Here is a 17,499-nt window from a genome sequence, read left to right on the forward strand (position 1 = left end):
CTCACGGGGCTGCGATCGTCAGGCGGTAGTGCTGCAGAACCTCTTCCGCCTGGGCCGATTCCTCGCTATCGCGCACCCGGACGGTGAACTCGGAATGGCCGGGCCGCGTCGGCACGCCGCGGATCTCGCCGCTGAAGTCGTCCAGCGAGAGGCCGGCGGGGAGCGAGCCCTCGACGACCTGGAACTGGTAGGCCGGGACGCCGCCCGAGGCGCGAAGGATCGTGGTGTAGCGTCCTCCGAGACGCCCCTCGGGGAGCTCCGCGGTCTCCAGCGTCAGGGGGATGAAGGCCGAGGTCGCCCGCAGGTCATAGCCGACGGCCCGCGCGGCGATCAGGTCGGCCTTGGTGATCAGCCAGCGGCCCCGCGGCATCTTGCCGTGGTACTCGTTGCCGAAGGCCCCGCGGAGGCTCGCCGGGTCGACCGTCCCGGGCAGGTGGTCGGACCCGTCGATGGTCGGGTCCTTGCCCAGATAGGCCCGCAGCCGGTCGTCGCGGAGGGTCGCGGATTGCGACTGCTTCGCATCGCCGAAGCGGGGGTTGAGCCGGTTGAAGATCAGGGCGTGGCCGATCTCGTGATGGGCGATCGAGTCCAGGTCGGCCCGGTCGTCCCGGAGGTTCGTCGCCTTCCACCATTCGTCGTCGGACAGGTCGGCCCGCCAGCCCTCGCGGTTGTAGTTCCCCTTGATCTCGACCTCGTAGCCGCCCGATCGCCGGAGCGGCAGGACATCCGCGCCCCTCGTCTGGAAGCCGCTGGTCGGCGACGGCTCGCCCCCGGAACGCAGGTCGGGGCCGTCGATCCCGTATGCGTAGAGGAGATAACCCGTGAACGGGCTCTCATTCTTCACCGTCCGGGTCGATCGGAATCCGTCCGGATTCCAGATGAGCGTCGACTCGTCGCCGGCCGCGACGGTCCCCGCTCCCTCGCCGTCGAGGAAGTACGACCAGTCCGCGGCCGCGCGCCGGGCCACGCGGCGACGGGCCTCATCCTCGAAGAAGCCGGTGCGATCCTGCGAGAAATCGACGACGATCGGGAGGCGGCGGGGGCGGACGTCCGCCTCCTCTTCGCGGTCCTGGTCGACCAGGTGGAGGGGGACCCGCGCCGATCGCCGCCGGCCGCCGGCATCCTCGAGATCGATCGTCAGGGCGTGGTCCTCGTCGCGGCCGTCGCGGTCGGGGAAGATCGCGACGCGGATGGACGTCCGCCCGGCGCGTGCGAGCCGGATCTCCTTGGTCGGCCCGCCCGCGCCGGCGGTGCTCGGTAGGTCGAAGGCGAGGCGCGGGTGGTCGCCGCGGATGACCAGCCTCGCCGGGTAGGAGGCGGCCGCGGGCGCGACGACATCGAACCGGATCGCCGGGTTGGCGATGTAGCCATCCCAGTCCACCAGCGTCAGGCCGCGGGCCCCGATCGCCCGGCCGAAGCAGTCCTCGACCAGGAGGGGACCGGGACGCGAGGCCGCGACGACGACGAGGTAGGTCGCGACGATCAGGAGGCAGGCCGCAATGATCTGGCTGCGGGACATCGGCGGGGCGGGCTCCGGCTCCATCATCGCGGCGAGTGCGAGGCGTCTCCCGGGCAATTCCCCCGCGCGGGTCGTGTAGTCTACCCTATTCCCGGCTGCGTTGTGCACCTCCCGCGGGATCCAGCTCCGGTGACGCGACGCGATCGCCACACGAGGCCTACGACGACGACGGACGCCCCCTCGCCGCCCGGAGGATCGGGAAAATCCGGACGGTCGTGGCACGCGTGAAGGCGGCCCGAGCATGAACACGTCGAGGAGACCGGCGGGGCGAAGGATTCGCCTTGCCTGGCTTCGCAATCTTGCCCGGAATAAAGAGCCTCCGTGCTCCACCCGGGAGATTCCAGATTCCGCTCAAGGATTCACGGCCGAGTGCCGACAAGGAATGGACAGGCTCGGGAGCGAGTTTGCCGGAGATCGCGATTTTACGGATTGGGGTCGATCTCCCGGATGCTCGCTCCTCGAGACCTTTCAGCCAGGAGGGCTTGGGGGTCATGTCGCACGATTTCGTTGCCGCCGCCGCTCATTCCGCTTCCGACGCCACCCGCAAGGCGACCCGCCGCAAGGTGACCTTCCAGACGACCATCGAGGACCTCGAGGGGCGCGTCCTCATGTCCGGGGCCACCTACCGAATCCGGGCGGCCCAGGCCCAGATCCGCGTCGCCAGGCAGGCGAAGGTGAAGGTCCACATGACCCGCGCCCAGATCCTGGCCGCTCGCCGCGCGGCGCAGACGCCGGTCATCAACGTCACCCCCAGCATCAACGTCTCGACCACCGTCGCCGGGAGCACGAACTCGTACACCCCGGCGGTCAGCTACGTGCCGGCCACGACCTCCACCGGGACCGCCGCGACGACCGCCGCCGCCACGCCGGCCCCGACCTCGACCTCGCACTCGTCCTCCACGCCGACCACGGTCGGCACGGTCACCCCCGCCGGGACCACCGGCAACAGCAGCTCCACCCCCTCCACGGGCCAGGCCTGGCCGGCCCTCGTGGCGCCCTCGACCACCACGAATACCAGCACCACGACCACACCGACCACCACCACACCGACCACGACCACCACACCGACCACACCGACCACCACCACGCCGACCACGACCACGACCACCACACCGACCACGACCACCCCGGCCACGCCGACGCCGGCGCCGCCGACGTTCGCGGACGGGACGCTCATCGTGAATGACCAGACCGGTGAGATCCGCGAGTACAGCGGTGGCCAGGGCCACCTGATCTCGACGCCCGTGGCGCAGGCGATGGGCATCCAGCAAGGCCAGCTCACGACGGTCAAGGCGGATCAGTTCAACCTGATCGCGGCGGGCAAGGACTACTTCCCGGAGGGGATGTACCTGCGGAATGCCGCCTCGGGCGAGATCTCCCGGTATGCCTCGGGCGCCTTCCACGTGGTCTCGAACCCGGTGGTGACGAAGCTCGGGCTGAATAGCGGCAACACGGTGACGATCACCGCGGATCAGTACAACAAGGTGGCGAAGTCCTCGGACTACTTCCCCGACGGCATGCTCATCCAGAACGGGCAGACGAATGAAGTGGACATGTACAGCGGAGGCCAGCGGCACTGGATCTCCGCCGCCGTGGCCGCCAGGATCAATCTCCAGCCGGGCCAGTTCACCACGATCAGCGCCAGCCAGTTCAACAACATCCCCCAGGGGAATGACTACTTCCCGGAGGGGAGCTTCCTGCAGAACCAGGTGACCGGCGAGGTCTCGCAGTACAGCGGCGGGACCAACCACGTCGTGACGGGCCCGGTGGCCGTGGTCATGGGCCTGAACTCGTCGCAGTGGATCCCCGTCTCTCAGAGCCAGTACACGAGCATCCCCAAGGGGGGCTACTACTACCCCGAGGGGATCTTCCTCCAGAACAACCAGACCGGCGAAATCGACCAGTATTCCGGCGGCCAGCGGCACTGGGTCTCGGCCGAGGTGTTCGCGGCCCTCAGCCTGCCCAGCGGCAAGATCGCCGCCATCGGCGCCGACCAGTTCAACGCGATCGCCCTGGGGAGCAACTACGCCCTGCCGGCGCCGACCACGACCACGACCAGCAATTCCTGAGAGCGGAAGTGGCCTCTGGTCGGGCGTGTTCCGCGGTGCGGACGCACCGAACCGTCCCGTCAATCAGAAAGGAGCGCGGCTCCCCTCGCGGGCGGGCCTCGCTCCTTCTGTGTTGAACCGGCCGGTCCCCCTTGGGGCGGGATCGCTCGGATCAGGCCGCCCGACGGCGACGATTCGCGTAGAGCAGCGCCGGCAGGCCCGCCGCGGCGACGCCGAGCATCACGATAGACGCCGGCTCGGGCACGATCGAGAACGTGACCCTCCCGGTGAAGGTCTCGGCCTTCCAGACGCCATTCTCGAGCACGTGGAGATTGGCGACCCAATCCACCTCGAAGGAGTAGCCGGGGGGCAGGAACGGGAACAGGTCCGCCGTGATCACCGTGAACCGGCCGAGGGGCCGATCCGAGATCGAACTCAGGTTGTTGTACTCCGGCACGGTGAAGTCGGCGTAGGTGAACGTGATGTCGCCGAACGGGATAGGCGTGGGCGGGCTGTAATTGGGGATGTCGCCCGCCGTCACGTTCGAGATGTCGGTCGCCCAGCTCTTCGTCGGACTGGAAGGGCCGGTCGGCGTCTGCCAGATCGTGGAGTAGTCCACCCCCGGCAGGGCCTTGAACGTCACGTTGTCACCGAGCCACGCGCCCGTCAAGGGCTCGAGGCCGAGGTCCACGATGTACAGGTTCTGCGGATCCCCCTGCTGCTTGATCGGGGCCGGAATAACCTTGAGCCCGGCCGCCTTCGCAGTCCCCGCACCCAGACCCAGCACCAGCATGCCGACGCCCAAGATCCGAATGCTTGCTTGCGTCCCTCGTCGCATGATAGACTCCTGGAGCTTACCTCTGGTCGCGTTGCGGGAATTCGTCTTGGATATCGGGTGGGCAGGTCGAGGACCGAATGACACCGCCGGGCCGAAGAGGAGGGGACGCTCAACCCCTTAATCCGCAACTTGGCTCGGATGCCGAATTGCGGAGAATGTAAAGTAGTTCGCCATCGGCGCGGTATCAAGGATGCAGCCTAGATTGTTGACAAAAAGCCACGAACGTCGAATGTTTTCATGGCTGGACGCGATTCATGCGAATGGATCTCGCGTCGGCCTGGTTCAGAAGTAGATCTGGAACCGCATCCAGAGCTGGTCGCTGGTCTGCTGGAACCGGTTGGGGGCATAGACGACGGGGCTGCCAAACTCGGCCCGCTGCCAGCCAAGGTAAACCTTGATGAACTGGGTCCAGTACCAGTTCACGCCGAGGTCCACCGTGTAGAGGTGGTTGGTCCAGAGGTTGGGATCGGCCAGGCCGTCGGTGAAGACCTGGTCCCCCATGCCGAGGTAGTTGTACCGCGTGACGAGCTCGAAGGCACCCAGGCCGCGCTTCCCCTTGCGGAGGTCGAAGTTGTTCTTGGGCTTGAGGATGCCGCGGCCGCTGACGGTCTCTCCGGTCAGGAAGTAGGCGAGCGTGACGTAGTAGCTCTCGATGGGAAGCCGGGTGTGCGGGCTCAGGTTGGGGGTCAGGGCGTAGCTCTGGATGCCCCCCTGCCACTCCGCGATCAGGCTGAGCTGGCGATAGAAGTAGGCCGCGTGCAGCGACCAGAGGTTCCGCTCGCCGTTCTCGCGGACGTTGTTGTTGAACGTCAGGAACTGGGGGCCGATCGCGGTGTTTCCCGTGGTCGGCACGTTCGTCCGCAGGACCGTGGGGATGGGGACGTTGTTCTGCAGGCCGGTGAGGACCGAGCCGCCGAAGTTCAGGGCCTCCAGGGCCGAGCCTTCCCGCTTCGAGAACGGCCGGAAGTTGATCAGCGCGGCGGCGTCCTTGAAGTCGTTGCTGTCGATGTACCCGTTCCTCGTGCCGTTGAAGATCCCCACCGCGTAGTCGAATCGCTTGTCGTAGAGCGAGCCGTACGCCATCAGCCCGATGTCCCGGTTCAGGCCGAAGTTGTTGTAGAAGAGGGATCGCTCCGGGGTGGGCATCGCATTGATCCCGAGCGCGTAGAACTCGTACGTGAACGGCGTCTTGTAGCGGCCGATCTTGAGGTTCATCCGGGGGTCGAAGTTCACGTTCAGGTAGCCGTCCAGCAGGTTGACGTTGTCGATCCCCTGGGCGATCGCCACGTAATACTCGAACGGCTTGCTCAGCCGGCCGGAGAAGATGAACCACTCGCGGGGCAGCAGGAACGTGCTGTGCACCGGCGTCTGCTCGGCCTGGGTGTAGAAGCGGCCGTCCACCTGGGTCAGGTCGTGGAACTGGAACTGGTACTCGGAGTCCTCGGTCTGGATCTGGAAGCCGGGCCCGAAGTTGACCTTCGCCGGCAGGTCGAGCGCCATGCCCGGCATGTTGAACCGCGACGTCCGCCGCGGCTCCAGCGGCCCCCGAGGCGCCGCCGAGCCGCCCGTCGTCGCCGAGATGTCCGGCTGCGACGATGGGCCGGTCGAGGTGGATCGCCCCGCGTTGCCGGTGCCGGTGCCGGTGCCGGTGCCGGTGCCAGCGGCACCCGTGCCGGTGCCGGGACCCGAGCCCGTCGCCGATCCCGACCCCGGTCCCTTCGCGGGGAGCGACTGGGACAGCTCGTCGACCTTGGTCGAGAGCTGCTTGACCATGTCCCGGAGCTGCCGGACCTCGTCCTCGAGCTGCACCTCGCGGGTCGTGACGGCCGGTGCCGTCGCCGGTGCGGGAGTCGGCGCGGGGGGTGCGGGCGCCGGCTCCTGCGCGCGGGCCTCGGTGCCGAGGCTCGCGATGGTCCCCAGGATCACCGCCAGGAGCGGGAACGTCTTGCTTCCAGGCCAGCCGCGCAGGGGCCCCTCCTCCCGGACTTTCGGCCGCGAGGCCGCGCGATCCCAACAACCCTCGTCTTCGTCATGATCGGCGGCGATCATCCCCTTGCTTGAATCGACGTGCGCAAGGCCGCCACCGCTTCGCCGCGGATTCTAGGCAAACTCCGCATCCTGTCAATGCGGCGGGGGGCGATCCTCGGGACGGCTGGGGATCGAGTGATCCGTGTACACGAGATGGGGGACGCCCGCCTTGACCTTGGGCATGTGACAGACGACGCAGCCCCGGTCGGGACGGACGGGGCAGGGCGTCGCCGTCTTCCCCGCCGGCAGCACGGCCGGGCGGGTCCGGATCCCGGCGGCCGGCGCGGGGGGAGGCGTGGCGGAATGGCAGCCGAGGCAGCGGGCCTCGTAGAAGGACTCCGAGGTCTCGGCATCGCGGTGCGGGTCGTGGCAGGTCAGGCAGGACAGATTCCCGGCGCTCCGGGTATAGCAGCGGCTCCGGGTCATCGCGCTCCCCTGGAAGCGGGCAGCGGAGCTCGAGTCCGGCGCGGCTTCATGGCCGCGGGGGCTGTGGCAGCCGGAGCAGAGTCCGGTGACCTCCTCGCCGGACGCCAGCCGAGGCCGCGCGATGGCCGGGTCCTGGAAGCCGAGCGCGGCGGCCCGCACGTGGTTGCCGCCGGGCCCGTGGCAGCGCTCGCAGCCGATGGCCGAATCCGAGGCCGCGGGCCCCACGCGGTCCATCGCGGATCGGAAGTCGGTGGCGTGGCAGGCCAGGCAACGCCTGAGCCCGTCCGGCGAGAGGGGCTTGCCCAGGTAGCCGTGCGCATCGTCGGGGCGCGGGACCGGGTCCAGGCCGGTGGTCAGGTCCCAGACCGGACCCCGGTAGGCCGTCAGGCGAAGCTCGCGGTACGCGCCGGCGTCGTCCCGCCCGATCCAGGTCCGGGCCCGATGCCCCGAGCCCAGGGCATAGACGAGGACCGCCCGCGCGACGTCACCGCCCCGGCGCGTTTCCACCTCCGGGGGGGATTTCGCGGCCCCGCTCATGAGTCGAAACGCGTGGGTCACGGCCGGGTCGTGTGGGTCCGCCGCCGGGCGGTCGGGCAGGGCGATCCCATCGGCCCGGCCCATCGGGTCGAAGGTCGAGGCGTGTCGGCTGGAGCGGTGGGCGGAGGCGATCGCGCCGTGGCAGCCCGCGCAGCGGGCCTCGCCGACGAACGGGGCCGGCTCGGGCGCCGCGGGCCCGCCCCGGGCGGCCGGTCCGGCACGCCCGAGGGCCTCGGCCGCCTCCGCCGTCCGGCCCTCCTGGAGGAGGGCTCGGCTCAGTAGCCAGGCGGCCGCGCGGTCGTCCTCCGGCAGGGGGCTCAGGGCCGCGCGTGCCAGGTCCGGGCGGCCGGAACGGAGGCGATCGCGGGCCAGCGCGTGGCGGGCCTCGGCGGGCGAGAGGGTCGCCCGCCGGAGCGACGGGTCGAGCCGAAGGGCGTGCTCCAGGGCGTCGGCCGCGGCGGCGGGCTCGGAGAGGTCGGCGAGGATCGTGCCGAGGAGTACGCCGCCCCGGGCTTCCCAGCCGGAGACCTCGGCGAGCTTCCTGGCGCGGTCCGCGGCCTCGTAGGGGTTATCCTCCCTGGCATCGAGCCGGGCGAGGACGAACAGCGTGTCGGGGTGCCTCGGATCGCGGCCGATGGCCTCCTGCAACGCCGCGTAGGCGTCGTCCTTCTCCCCGCGACTTTCGAGAGTGGCCGCGAGGAGGAAGAAGTCCTCCGCCTCCCAGGCCCCTCGGTCGAGCCTCCGGAAGAGGCCGGCGGCGACGTCGCTCCGCCCCTCGCGGGCGGAGGATCGGGCCAGGAGCCGGACCGCGTCTCCGTCTCCCGGATGGGACTTCAGCCGCTCCCTCGCCGCGTCGGAGGCGTGGCGGTAATCCCCCCGATCATAGGCGGCCACCCCCCGGGCCAGCGGGTCGGCCGCCGCGTGCCGTCTCCAGAAAAGAGCCCCCGTGCCCGCGACGACGACCGTCGCCAGGGCCAGGGCCGGCCCGATCCGTCGCCATCGCTGCATGCAACCCCCTCGCCCCACCCCGCCCCTCGCCGGCGCCCTTACCGTGAGGGAGTCCGTGAGACCTGTAGAGCGTCCCCGGAAGCCTCCATAAAGTTCGACGAGAAAGGCGGGCCGGGGTCGACATCGGGACGGAGGGCCCCTCGATGCCGCGATTCGGCCGATGGCCTCGGACGATTATGAGGCGAGAGGCAAGCGCGGGCTCCTCCTCAGGCGATACAGGCCCAGCCGGTTCGTCTTGATCGGCGAATGGTCGGCCATGTCGACCTGGTAGATGCCGGGGGGGATGTCCAGCCGGAGGCAGGGGATCGTCGCCTGCTCCCCGATCGAGGCCGGGACGCCGTCGCCGGGGAGCGCCGAATCGAAGACGACCAGGCCGCCGTCGGAGACCGTAAGGCGGTGGGGCGTCGGCTTCCACGACGACGCGGGCATGGTCAGCAGGGCCCTGCGGAGCGTCGCCTCGTCCTCGGCATAGATCCCCCGGACCAGGATGCCCCCCTCCACGTGGGGCACGAAGGTGGTCGGCCTGGAGGCCCTGCGGAGGACCAGGGCCCGCCCCGTCCCGACCGCGAGCGTCCCCACCGGGCCCTTGATGCTCCAGGCACGACCGCAGTCGCCATGCCAGGGGTCGAGGCTCTGCCACCAGCGATCCAGATCCTCGAGCGATTGAGTCCCGTCGACGCCCCCCCGCCAGCGAGGGGCGATCTCGGCCGGGATCACAACGAGTGGACCACCCTTCGCGCCGACCCACGACAGACGGTCATTCATGATATTCCGCCCTCAATTCCGGAATCGTGAATCCATCGGCTCCTGGGCGGCCGGGGATCCTTCCCCTCCGCCGGGCCGCTCGCGCCAGGACCTGGCGCCGCGCCGAGGGAGCCTCCTGTGCGCTCCTTGCGGCCCGACGAAATTATTAGGAGTTTCAGCGGCGACAATCTTTCAGAAATCTCACAGGCCCCTGGAAAAATCCGCGGGGCATGATCTCATGCCGTCACGGCGGGCCCGACCTGCGTGTCCATACCCCCGGCCTCCGGCCCGAGGGACGGATTGGATCGCCCGGGGACGGGGACGCGGCTCAGGACGCCGGCGGGCCGACGACCCGATCGAGCCCCAGCCACCGGGCCAGCTCGGCGAGCTCCGCCCGGAGCTGGTCCATGGTATGGGGGGGAGCGTCCGGCTCGAGGTGTGCGGCGTGCGCGAGCAGCCGCGACGCCTTTCGGTCGGCCTTGAGGTCCACCCGGCCGACGAGCCGCTCGTCGAGCAGGAACGGCAGCACGTAATAGCCGTGCTGCCGCCTCTCGGCCGGCGTGTAGATCTCGATGCGGTATCGGAATCCGAACAGGCGTTCCGCCCGCGCCCGCTCCCAGACGAGCGGGTCGAATGGGGCGAGGAGGGCCCGGGCCTTCACCCGCCGAGGGCGGCTGGCGTCGCGGTGGAGGAACGCCGCCGGCCACCCGGGCACGGCGGCCGGGACGAGCACGCCCTCCTCCGCCAGCTCGGCGATCGCCCGGCCGGCATCCCCGGTGGCGAGCCGGAAGTAGTCCCTCAGCTCGGCGAGCGTCGCGACCCCGAGCGCCCGCGCCGCACGCTCGATCAGGCCTCGATGCGCCTCGGCCTCGTCGGGGGTCGGCAACGCCAGGATCTCCGCCGGGATGACGCGCTCGGTCAGGTCGTAGACCCGCTCGAAGCTGGGGCGGCGGGTGGCCGTGGTGATGTGGCCCGCCCAGAACAGCCACTCGAGGGCCTGCTTCGACTCGCTCCATTCCCACCAGCCGGAGCGGCTGCGCTCGAAGTCCGAGGCGGCGAGCGGCCCCTCGTCCCGGATCCGCCCGAGGACCTGCATCGCCAGGGCGCGACGCTCCCCCGCGAAGGCCCGGAGGGGCCGGTATCCCGCCTCGCCGCGATCGGCCCGGGCCATCCGCCACCGCAAGAGCGGGTGCAGCGCCAGCGGCAGGAGCGACGCCTCGTGCGCCCAGTACTCGAAGAGCCGGCGATCGCCCGGCCGGCCCCACGCCGCGCGATCCAGGAGCGACCGCTCGTACGGCCCCAGCCGCGAGAACGCCGGCAGATAATGGGCCCGGGCCAGGACGTTCACGCTGTCGATCTGGTGCAGCCCGAGGCGATCGAGCGTGCGGCGCAGGTGGCCCCGGTCGGCCGCGGCGGGCCGCGGGACGTCGAGGCGCTGGGCCGAGAGCGCGATCCGCCGCGCCTCGTCGTTGGTGATTCGCTCGGTCATCGGTCGCTGCGTCACCTTCCCGGGGTCGTGCGGGACATCATATCAAAGGGTGCCCCGGGACTTCATCGGATTTGAGCCGTCAGATGCCGCGTGACGCGACCGTCGGGGATCGCCAGCGAAAGCACTCGGCGTGCACCGTCCGCGTACTCGACACGCACCAGTAGGAACCGATGCTGGAAATAGGACAATTCCCGCCGGGACATCATTGATTTTGTCCCGCTGCAACGCACCCGGACCTCGAATGATTGGTCGGCGCCCCAGCGGATCTCCTCGAGTCGCGACTCAGGGCAGTCAGGATGGGCCAGCTCGTGCTCGATCTCGTCCTTGGATGCGAAGGATCTGGCGGCCACCGCGACGATGGAATGGCCTCCGCTGCCCACCAGGTCGACCTGCAAGGGGAACGCGCCATCCCAGATGGCCCCCGCACAGGAGTCGAGGCAAAGACCGACCGCGGCGAAGGCGATAAAGGCCATCAGGTGTCGCATCTTCATTCGCTCGGGGGTGCCGTCGCATGCCCGCCTCCTGACGACGGCCCACTGCGGCCCTGGTCACCGAGACGGTCGATGATACCACGAGGGCCGCGGCGGTGCGGGGGCCTCCCGGGCGGCGAGGCCGCCATCGGGCGGAGGATGACCGGAACGCAGAGCACGCATTGGTATGGATACCCGCCTCGATTCCCGCCGAATGCGACTCCCCGTTGCCGGGCCCAACCTCACCCGAAGGCAGGCTCGCGAATCTCCGTCGCCCCTCCCGTTCGGCGCGGCGGGAGGGAACCTGGCTCGGCCGATGAGAATGCTGCACGCGATGGAGCGGAACATCCCACGGGTCTTGCCGGGAGTTCCGCCAAGGGAGATTCTCCGGAATCCTCGAGTTCGAAGCGCCGGCGAGGGCGTGGAGCCGAGGGGGGAAGCACGGCCGACGACCTCTCGTCGATGGGCCCACGGGATCAGGTTCGCGGCCCGAACAGCCGCCATGCGAGCAGGGTGTAGAGGGCCGCCGTGGCCGCGGATATTCGGGATGAAGATCACATGTCCGCCGCGATGGAGGATGTGAAATCGACCGGTCGCCAGGCGAACCAGGAGGGAAACCGGCAGGTGATAGAGCAGGTAGGCATTGAACCAGGCCTCGTCCCGGTTGAGCTGCCGGACGTCGTGGATCGCGACGAGAGTCCGGGCGTCGAGCCGCGTGGGCCCGCCCTGCCTCTCCTCGGCGGAGCGGATCACGGATTTCCAGTATCGATACTTGATGACATACGAGATAACCCAACCGATCTCGATGATCCAGGCCAGTGCGATGAGGACGACAGCCCACATCTCCGCGCCCCCGATCGTTCCCTGTCTTCGCGAATCCGCCTCGATCAAGATACTTCATGTCGGTGGGGGATCGAAAGCCCGGTGGATCCTCGCGACGACCGCTCGAGGGCAGGGCTCCGGCCGGTGATCCGCCGGATCACCTCGCCGATGAGATGGCCGCAGGTCAGCATGCGGCAGCCCGACTTGCCCCGGGCCCCGAACTCCGGCGGGTCGCTGGCGACGGTCGCGTCGAGGTCGAGCCCTCCGCGGTCGGCCAGCACGAGCGCGGGCCGAGACTACGGGGCTGCTTCAACCGCCTCGATCGACGGCCCGCGGGATGCCGCCATCTGGCGGAGGATGACCGGGACGCAGAGCACGTAGAGGCCGGCCCCCACCAGCCAGACCAGGCCCGGGGACGAGGGCGGCGACGCCGCGTAGAGGCTCGTGGCGGCGATCGGGCCGATCACCTCGGTCAGGCTCGTAAGGCTGACCAGCGTCCCCTGCAGCTCGCCCTGGTGCTCCTCGCTCACCTGCCGGGACAGCAGGGCCTGGAACGCCGGCAGGGCGATCCCGCCGGCGGTGAACAGGAACATGATCGCGAAGACCATCCAGCCCTTCGTGATCAGGGCCATCGCGATGAACGCGGCGCAATCGCAGGCGACCCCCAGCAGGATCGCCCCGCGCTCGCCGAAGCGGCGGGTCGTCGGCTCGGTGAAGAAGGCCTGCGCGACCGCGTGGAGGATGCCGAACGCGGCGAAGGTCAGGCCCACCATCCGGATATCCCAGCCGAACCGGTCCTCCCCGTTGATGATCCACAACGATCCCGGGATCTGGCCGATCAGGTTGATCAGGAAGTAGATCAGGAGCAGCGGCAGGAGCGTGCGGTTGCCGCGGATCGACAGCAGCGAACCGACGAAGCTCCGCCCCTCCCGATCCGAGGCGGCCCCCGGCCGGTGCGACTCGGGGAGCACGAAGATCCCCATCAGGAGATTCAGGCCGCTGAACCCGGCGGCGAGCAGGAACGGATAGCGCGGCGAGAAGCTGCCGGCCAGCCCGCCAAGGAGCGGGCCGGCGACGAACCCGAGGCCGAAGCAGGCATTCATGAACCCGAACCGCCTCGCCCGCTCGTCCGGGCCGGAGATGTCGGCGATGTAGGCCGTCGCCACGGCCAGGTTGGCCCCCGTCATCCCGGCCAGCACCCGCCCGACATACAGGATCCCCAGGGCCGGCGAGAGCCCCATGATCAGGTAATCGACCGACGCCACGCCCAGCGAGACCAGCAGGACCGGCCGGCGGCCGTACCGGTCGCTCAGGCGGCCGAGCACGGACGAGAACAGGAACTGCATCAGCGGATAGATCGCCATGAAATAGCCGAAGCGGCCGGCGATACGCGTCTCATGCGACAAGTCGCGTAGCAGGGTCGGGATGACCGGCATGGCCAGGCCGATCCCCACCGCGTCGAGGGCGACCGTCGCCAGGATGACGATCAGGGCTCGATGAATCAAAGCGTGACCTCGCAGGAAACGGTTCGGGAGAATGAGTCCCGGCGCAGACACGCGCCGCCCGGGCGGGGTTCGGGACGCGTCGTGGGAAATCCCACTCCGGGTCGTCCGACGGAAGGCTCGTCCCCTCCCCCACGTCCAGTCAACACATCGAGGTACGCCGCCGCGTGGGGTCGCCGCCGCGCAAATATGAGCACGCTCATTTTATTCTTGACGGCCCCTCGCGCCCCGCTACAATATGAGCACGCTCACAAAAACACGAGGGGAAGGAGCGGGGAATGCGTGTGTCGGCGGAGACGAAGGCGGCCACCCGTCGGCGGATACTGGAGGTGGCCCGGGGGTTGTTCGGGGGGCAGGGGTTCGACGCGACCACGACGCGCGACATCGCGCGGTCGGCGGGGATCGCGGCGGGCACGCTGTTCAACTACTTCGCGACGAAGGAGGCGATCGTCGAGGACCTGGTGGGGGAGGCCCACGCCGAGGCCGTGGGGCCGTTCGCGGGCGGTCAGGGAAAGGCCGGGTCGCGGACCCTGGAGGAGGAGCTGTTCGCCCTCGTCGCCGCGGTCTTGCGGAAGCTCGCCCCGTACCGGGCGTTCTTGCCGGCGGTGATGGAGACGACGCTCTCGCCCCTGGCGATGGCCCGCGACGGGGAATCGCCGTCGCTGCGGGTTACCCATTTGGAGGCCGTGGTCCGGATCGCGAGCCGGCACGGGCGGCATGAGGCCCTGTCGGGCCCGGCCCTGCAAATCTACTGGACGCTCTTCGCGGGCGTCCTGGCCTTCTGGGCGAAGGACCGATCCCCGCGCGAGGAGGACACGCTCGCGCTGCTGGATCAATCGCTGGAGATGTTCGTGGGCTGGCTGAACGGCCAGAGGGTCGAGGACGCGAGGAGCGAGGGAGGGAGATGAGGCCATGGCATCGATGATCGACCTGATCCGTGCGCTCCCCGAGCCGGCCGACGAGCCGACGGAGCGGACCGTGTTCATGCCGGAGTCCTGGTCGCTGCGGCCGGTCCCCGTGGGCCGCTTCCGCCGCCTCCGGGCACTCGGGACGCTCCAGGCCAAGATCGGGGCCGCCTATCTGTTCCACTGGCTGCGGGGCTGGTTCAGGGATGCCGACGACAACCAGCGGCACCTCGCGGAGACCCACTGGCGGACCGCCGTGCGGGTGCTGGACTCCATGGGCTACCTCCGCGGGGCCGTCATGAAGGTCGGCCAGACGCTGGCGAACTTCCCGGACATCGTCCCGGCGGAGTTCGTGGAGACGCTCGAGCGGCTCCACTGGTCCGCCCCGCCGATGCACTGGTCCCTGATCGAGGAGCTGGTCCTCCGCGAGCTCGGCGACGACCCGGGCAGGGTCTTCGCCTCGTTCGAAAAGAGGGCCGTCGCCGCCGCGTCGCTGGGCCAGGTGCACCGGGCGACGCTGAAATCCGGGCGGGCGGTCGCGGTCAAGGTGCAGTATCCCGGCATCGCCCGGGCGATCCGCGACGACGTCCGCAACCTCCTGCTGCTGCTGACGCCCGGCCGCCTCGATCGCGACTGGCAGAACACCCGCGAGCAGCTCGACGACCTGCGTTTGCGGCTGGAGCGAGAGACCGACTACGAGCGCGAGGCGGACACGACGACGAGGATGCGCGCCCTCTTTCGCGAGGACGACGGCATCGTGATCCCCCGCGTCCATCCGGAGCATTCGACCTCGCGCGTCCTGACGACCGAATGGCTGGAGGGACTGCACCTCGACGAGTTCCTCGCCGCCGACCCGCCCCAGGAGCGGCGAGACGCCTTCGCCCGCAAGATCGTGACCGCGTGGCTCCGGATGCTGTACGCCGGCCGGACGGTCTACGGCGACATGCACCCGGGCAATTTCGTGTTCCTGGAGGACGGCCGCCTCGGCGTGATCGACTTCGGGTTCATGGTCGAGCTGGACGACGCGACCTGGGCCCTCATGGAGAAGGTCGATCTGGCGATGGCGAGCGGGCGGATCGAGGACCGCATCGCCTGCGTGAAGGAATGGTCGTGGATCGGCGAGGACACGGCCGAGGACGAGCGCGTGCGGCTGTATGAGCGATTCGCCGACTGGCAATGGCGATCGCGGTACACGGCCGGCGATTTCGACTTCGGCGACGAGGCGGAGTTCCGCCGCGGGGTGGACCTCTTCGTCGAGATGGTCCGCAAGCGGTACTCGCGGAGCCGTCCCTGCACCCCCGCGCTCGCCCGTCAGCAATTCGGCGTGCGATCCCTCCTCTACCGCCTGCGGGCGAGGATCAACCTCGCCGAGATCGCGGACCGGGAAGTCCGCGCCACCGGCTGGGACCGGAGCGACCACGCGGCGAGACACTGACGTCCCGGCCGGCCGGGATCCGCCGAAGCGACCCCCGCCCGATGGCCGGCTGAAACCTCCGCCCTCCGGGCGGGGTATCCCTTCCTGCACGGAACAACCCAACCGGCCCGTTCTCGCACGGACCGGGCCAGGTCGCTCGCTCGCTCGCTCACGACCGGAGCCCCAGTCCCATCAAGGAGCCACCGTGATTCGCCTCGCGATCTCGACCCTGCTGATCGGAGCGGCGGCGACCTTCGGCAGCGAGGCCCGGGCCTCGGAACCCAGGCTCGCGGAAGCCGCCGAGACCCGATACCTGACCTTCCAGCTCATGACCGGCCTCCCCGGGTATGCGGGCCCTCCGCCGATGCCCGGCCGCTTCTCGCTGAGCAAGTCACAACTGGAGACCTTCGTACGCCAGGTGGCCGGCGCGATCGGGACCACGGGAGACGCGCGGCACAAGCTGGGATTCGCCGTCGGGCCGCTCTGCTTCGACATGCCCGATCAGGAGACGCGCCGGTTCATCCGGGATTGCTTCGCGGTCGCGCGGGAGAACGACGTGGCCGTCGCGTTCCACATCGACGACTCGATGAGCTGGGGCCGGCGCGAGGACCTGCTGTCCAACCCCGACAACATCGAGACCGCGGACTGGAAGCAACGGCCGAGCGCCGGTCGCCGCGCCGACTGGGGGCTCGAGCCGACCCGGTTCCCGCCCCAGATGTGCTTCAACAGCCCCGCCATCGTGTCCGCCGTGAAGGACCGCGCGGGGCTGATCGGCGCCGAGATCGCGCGCGAGCTGGCGACGCTCAAATCCGAGGGGAAGGAGCACCTCTTCGCGGGCGTGATCGCCGGCTGGGAGACGCAGATCGGCCGCGACTTCGCGACCGGTCGACCGCTGGGCTATCGGGCCCTCCTCCACCGCGGATTCGGCGAAGGCCATCCGCCCCGGGATCCGGACCTCGAACGGGTCCGGGTCGTCAAGGAGTTCATGGAGCTCTGGGCCGATTCGCTCCACGCCGGCGGGGTGCCGCGGCCGCGGATCTTCTGCCACATCGCCTTCACCGGCCAGGGCCTCCGCACGCCCGACGCCGACGAGTCCGCCGCGGTGAAGGTCAACTTCGCCCCGCCCGAGGTGGCCTTCAGCCCCGCGTATCGCCCGGGGTTCTCCACCTATCCCGAGGGGACGACCTTCAAGGAGATCCACGCCGCCCTGGCGGAGCACGGCGCGCCCGGGTGGATCTCCGCCGAGGGGGTCAACGTCTCTCCCACGAGCATGCCCGGCGAGCCCACGATGGAGACCTACCTGGGGCGGATGATCAACCACGGCGCCGTTCTTGTGAACATTTTTTCCTGGGGCATCGGCGGCGAGGCGATGCGCGACAACTTCTTCCGCCGGGCCACCGAGAACCCCGAAGCCCTGCGCGCCTACGCCAAATTCCTCCGGCACGAACCCCTGATCGAGGCCGGCCCGTCGGGCTTCTCCGGCGAGGCGTTCCAGCGCAAGATGCGCCGCATCCAGGGCGAGCTCTCGGGCTGGGTTCGGCGATCGGGGAAGCAAGCGCAGGCGATGCCGCTCGTGAAGAACCTGGAAGCGTGCATCAAGGACAGGAAATGGCGGGAAACGGACCGCGTGGCCGATGAGCTGCTGTCGCTGATCGACGGCAAGGAGCCGGGCGAGGCGAAGCCGTAGGCTCGATCACCGGGAGCGTACGCCTGGTGAGGAAAAGGACGTCCTGGCCAGCGACGAGGCCA

Annotated in this window: 12 protein-coding genes; 4 read left to right on the plus strand and 8 right to left on the minus strand. The window is 69.6% G+C overall.

Annotation, left to right across the window (positions count from 1 at the left end; translation table 11 throughout):
• Window position 1 precedes the first annotated feature (1 nt).
• Window positions 2-1,519, minus strand: coding sequence for an Ig domain-containing protein (locus G6O54_RS12215; RefSeq protein ID WP_165225390.1), 1,518 nt, complete (start codon window positions 1,517-1,519; stop codon window positions 2-4).
• A gap of 491 nt (window positions 1,520-2,010) precedes the next feature.
• Here G6O54_RS12215 and G6O54_RS12220 point away from each other — a divergent pair, with 491 nt between their 5' ends.
• Entirely contained in the window at window positions 2,011-3,588 is a 1,578-nt protein-coding gene (locus G6O54_RS12220) for a hypothetical protein (RefSeq protein ID WP_165225392.1), read from the plus strand.
• A 151-nt stretch (window positions 3,589-3,739) separates the two neighbouring features.
• Here G6O54_RS12220 and G6O54_RS12225 read toward each other — a convergent pair whose 3' ends face one another.
• From G6O54_RS12225 to tet, 7 genes are all read right to left on the minus strand, one after another.
• Window positions 3,740-4,360 carry a PEP-CTERM sorting domain-containing protein gene (locus tag G6O54_RS12225; RefSeq protein WP_165225395.1) on the minus strand — a complete coding sequence of 207 codons (621 nt, stop codon included), beginning with the start codon at window positions 4,358-4,360 and terminating at the stop codon, window positions 3,740-3,742.
• A 327-nt stretch (window positions 4,361-4,687) separates the two neighbouring features.
• Window positions 4,688-6,454, minus strand: coding sequence for an OprO/OprP family phosphate-selective porin (locus G6O54_RS12230; RefSeq protein WP_165225398.1), 1,767 nt, complete (start codon window positions 6,452-6,454; stop codon window positions 4,688-4,690).
• A gap of 72 nt (window positions 6,455-6,526) precedes the next feature.
• Window positions 6,527-8,404, minus strand: a complete 1,878-nt coding sequence (locus tag G6O54_RS12235) for a tetratricopeptide repeat protein (protein ID WP_165225403.1) — start codon at window positions 8,402-8,404, stop codon at window positions 6,527-6,529.
• Window positions 8,405-8,578: 174 nt separating this feature from the next.
• Window positions 8,579-9,169 carry an Imm21 family immunity protein gene (locus G6O54_RS12240; RefSeq protein WP_165225406.1) on the minus strand — a complete coding sequence of 197 codons (591 nt, stop codon included), beginning with the start codon at window positions 9,167-9,169 and terminating at the stop codon, window positions 8,579-8,581.
• A 307-nt stretch (window positions 9,170-9,476) separates the two neighbouring features.
• On the minus strand, window positions 9,477-10,637 hold the full coding sequence (locus G6O54_RS12245) for a winged helix-turn-helix domain-containing protein (protein ID WP_165225409.1): 1,161 nt from the start codon (window positions 10,635-10,637) through the stop codon (window positions 9,477-9,479).
• A gap of 62 nt (window positions 10,638-10,699) precedes the next feature.
• Window positions 10,700-11,122, minus strand: coding sequence for a hypothetical protein (locus G6O54_RS12250; RefSeq protein WP_165225412.1), 423 nt, complete (start codon window positions 11,120-11,122; stop codon window positions 10,700-10,702).
• Window positions 11,123-12,225: 1,103 nt separating this feature from the next.
• Window positions 12,226-13,434, minus strand: a complete 1,209-nt coding sequence (gene tet, locus G6O54_RS12255) for a Tet(A)/Tet(B)/Tet(C) family tetracycline efflux MFS transporter (protein ID WP_205678749.1) — start codon at window positions 13,432-13,434, stop codon at window positions 12,226-12,228.
• 275 nt (window positions 13,435-13,709) lie between these two features.
• Between tet and G6O54_RS12260 the strand changes: the two genes are divergently transcribed.
• The 3 genes from G6O54_RS12260 (at window position 13,710) to G6O54_RS37865 (ending at window position 17,437) form a co-directional block, all read left to right on the plus strand.
• Entirely contained in the window at window positions 13,710-14,339 is a 630-nt protein-coding gene (locus G6O54_RS12260; RefSeq protein WP_165225415.1) for a TetR/AcrR family transcriptional regulator, read from the plus strand.
• A gap of 4 nt (window positions 14,340-14,343) precedes the next feature.
• Window positions 14,344-15,771: an ABC1 kinase family protein gene (locus G6O54_RS12265; protein WP_165225418.1), complete on the plus strand. Its 1,428-nt coding sequence runs from the start codon at window positions 14,344-14,346 to the stop codon at window positions 15,769-15,771.
• Window positions 15,772-15,955: 184 nt separating this feature from the next.
• Window positions 15,956-17,437, plus strand: coding sequence for a hypothetical protein (locus G6O54_RS37865; protein WP_250846851.1), 1,482 nt, complete (start codon window positions 15,956-15,958; stop codon window positions 17,435-17,437).
• Window positions 17,438-17,499: the final 62 nt, after the last annotated feature.

The organism is Aquisphaera insulae (assembly GCF_011064615.1).
Classification (GTDB): Bacteria; Planctomycetota; Planctomycetia; order Isosphaerales; family Isosphaeraceae; genus Aquisphaera; species Aquisphaera insulae.

Bases quoted from the DNA above. Each gene is read 5' to 3' on its own strand.
- G6O54_RS12215 (WP_165225390.1), bottom strand. From the start codon at position 1,519: ATGTCCCGCAGCCAGATCATTGCGGCCTGCCTCCTGATCGTCGCGACC.
- G6O54_RS12220 (WP_165225392.1), top strand. From the start codon at position 2,011: ATGTCGCACGATTTCGTTGCCGCCGCCGCTCATTCCGCTTCCGACGCC.
- G6O54_RS12225 (WP_165225395.1), bottom strand. From the start codon at position 4,360: ATGCTGGTGCTGGGTCTGGGTGCGGGGACTGCGAAGGCGGCCGGGCTC.
- G6O54_RS12230 (WP_165225398.1), bottom strand. From the start codon at position 6,454: ATGATCGCCGCCGATCATGACGAAGACGAGGGTTGTTGGGATCGCGCG.
- G6O54_RS12235 (WP_165225403.1), bottom strand. From the start codon at position 8,404: ATGCAGCGATGGCGACGGATCGGGCCGGCCCTGGCCCTGGCGACGGTC.
- G6O54_RS12240 (WP_165225406.1), bottom strand. From the start codon at position 9,169: ATGAATGACCGTCTGTCGTGGGTCGGCGCGAAGGGTGGTCCACTCGTT.
- G6O54_RS12245 (WP_165225409.1), bottom strand. From the start codon at position 10,637: ATGACCGAGCGAATCACCAACGACGAGGCGCGGCGGATCGCGCTCTCG.
- G6O54_RS12250 (WP_165225412.1), bottom strand. From the start codon at position 11,122: ATGCGACACCTGATGGCCTTTATCGCCTTCGCCGCGGTCGGTCTTTGC.
- G6O54_RS12260 (WP_165225415.1), top strand. From the start codon at position 13,710: ATGCGTGTGTCGGCGGAGACGAAGGCGGCCACCCGTCGGCGGATACTG.
- G6O54_RS12265 (WP_165225418.1), top strand. From the start codon at position 14,344: ATGGCATCGATGATCGACCTGATCCGTGCGCTCCCCGAGCCGGCCGAC.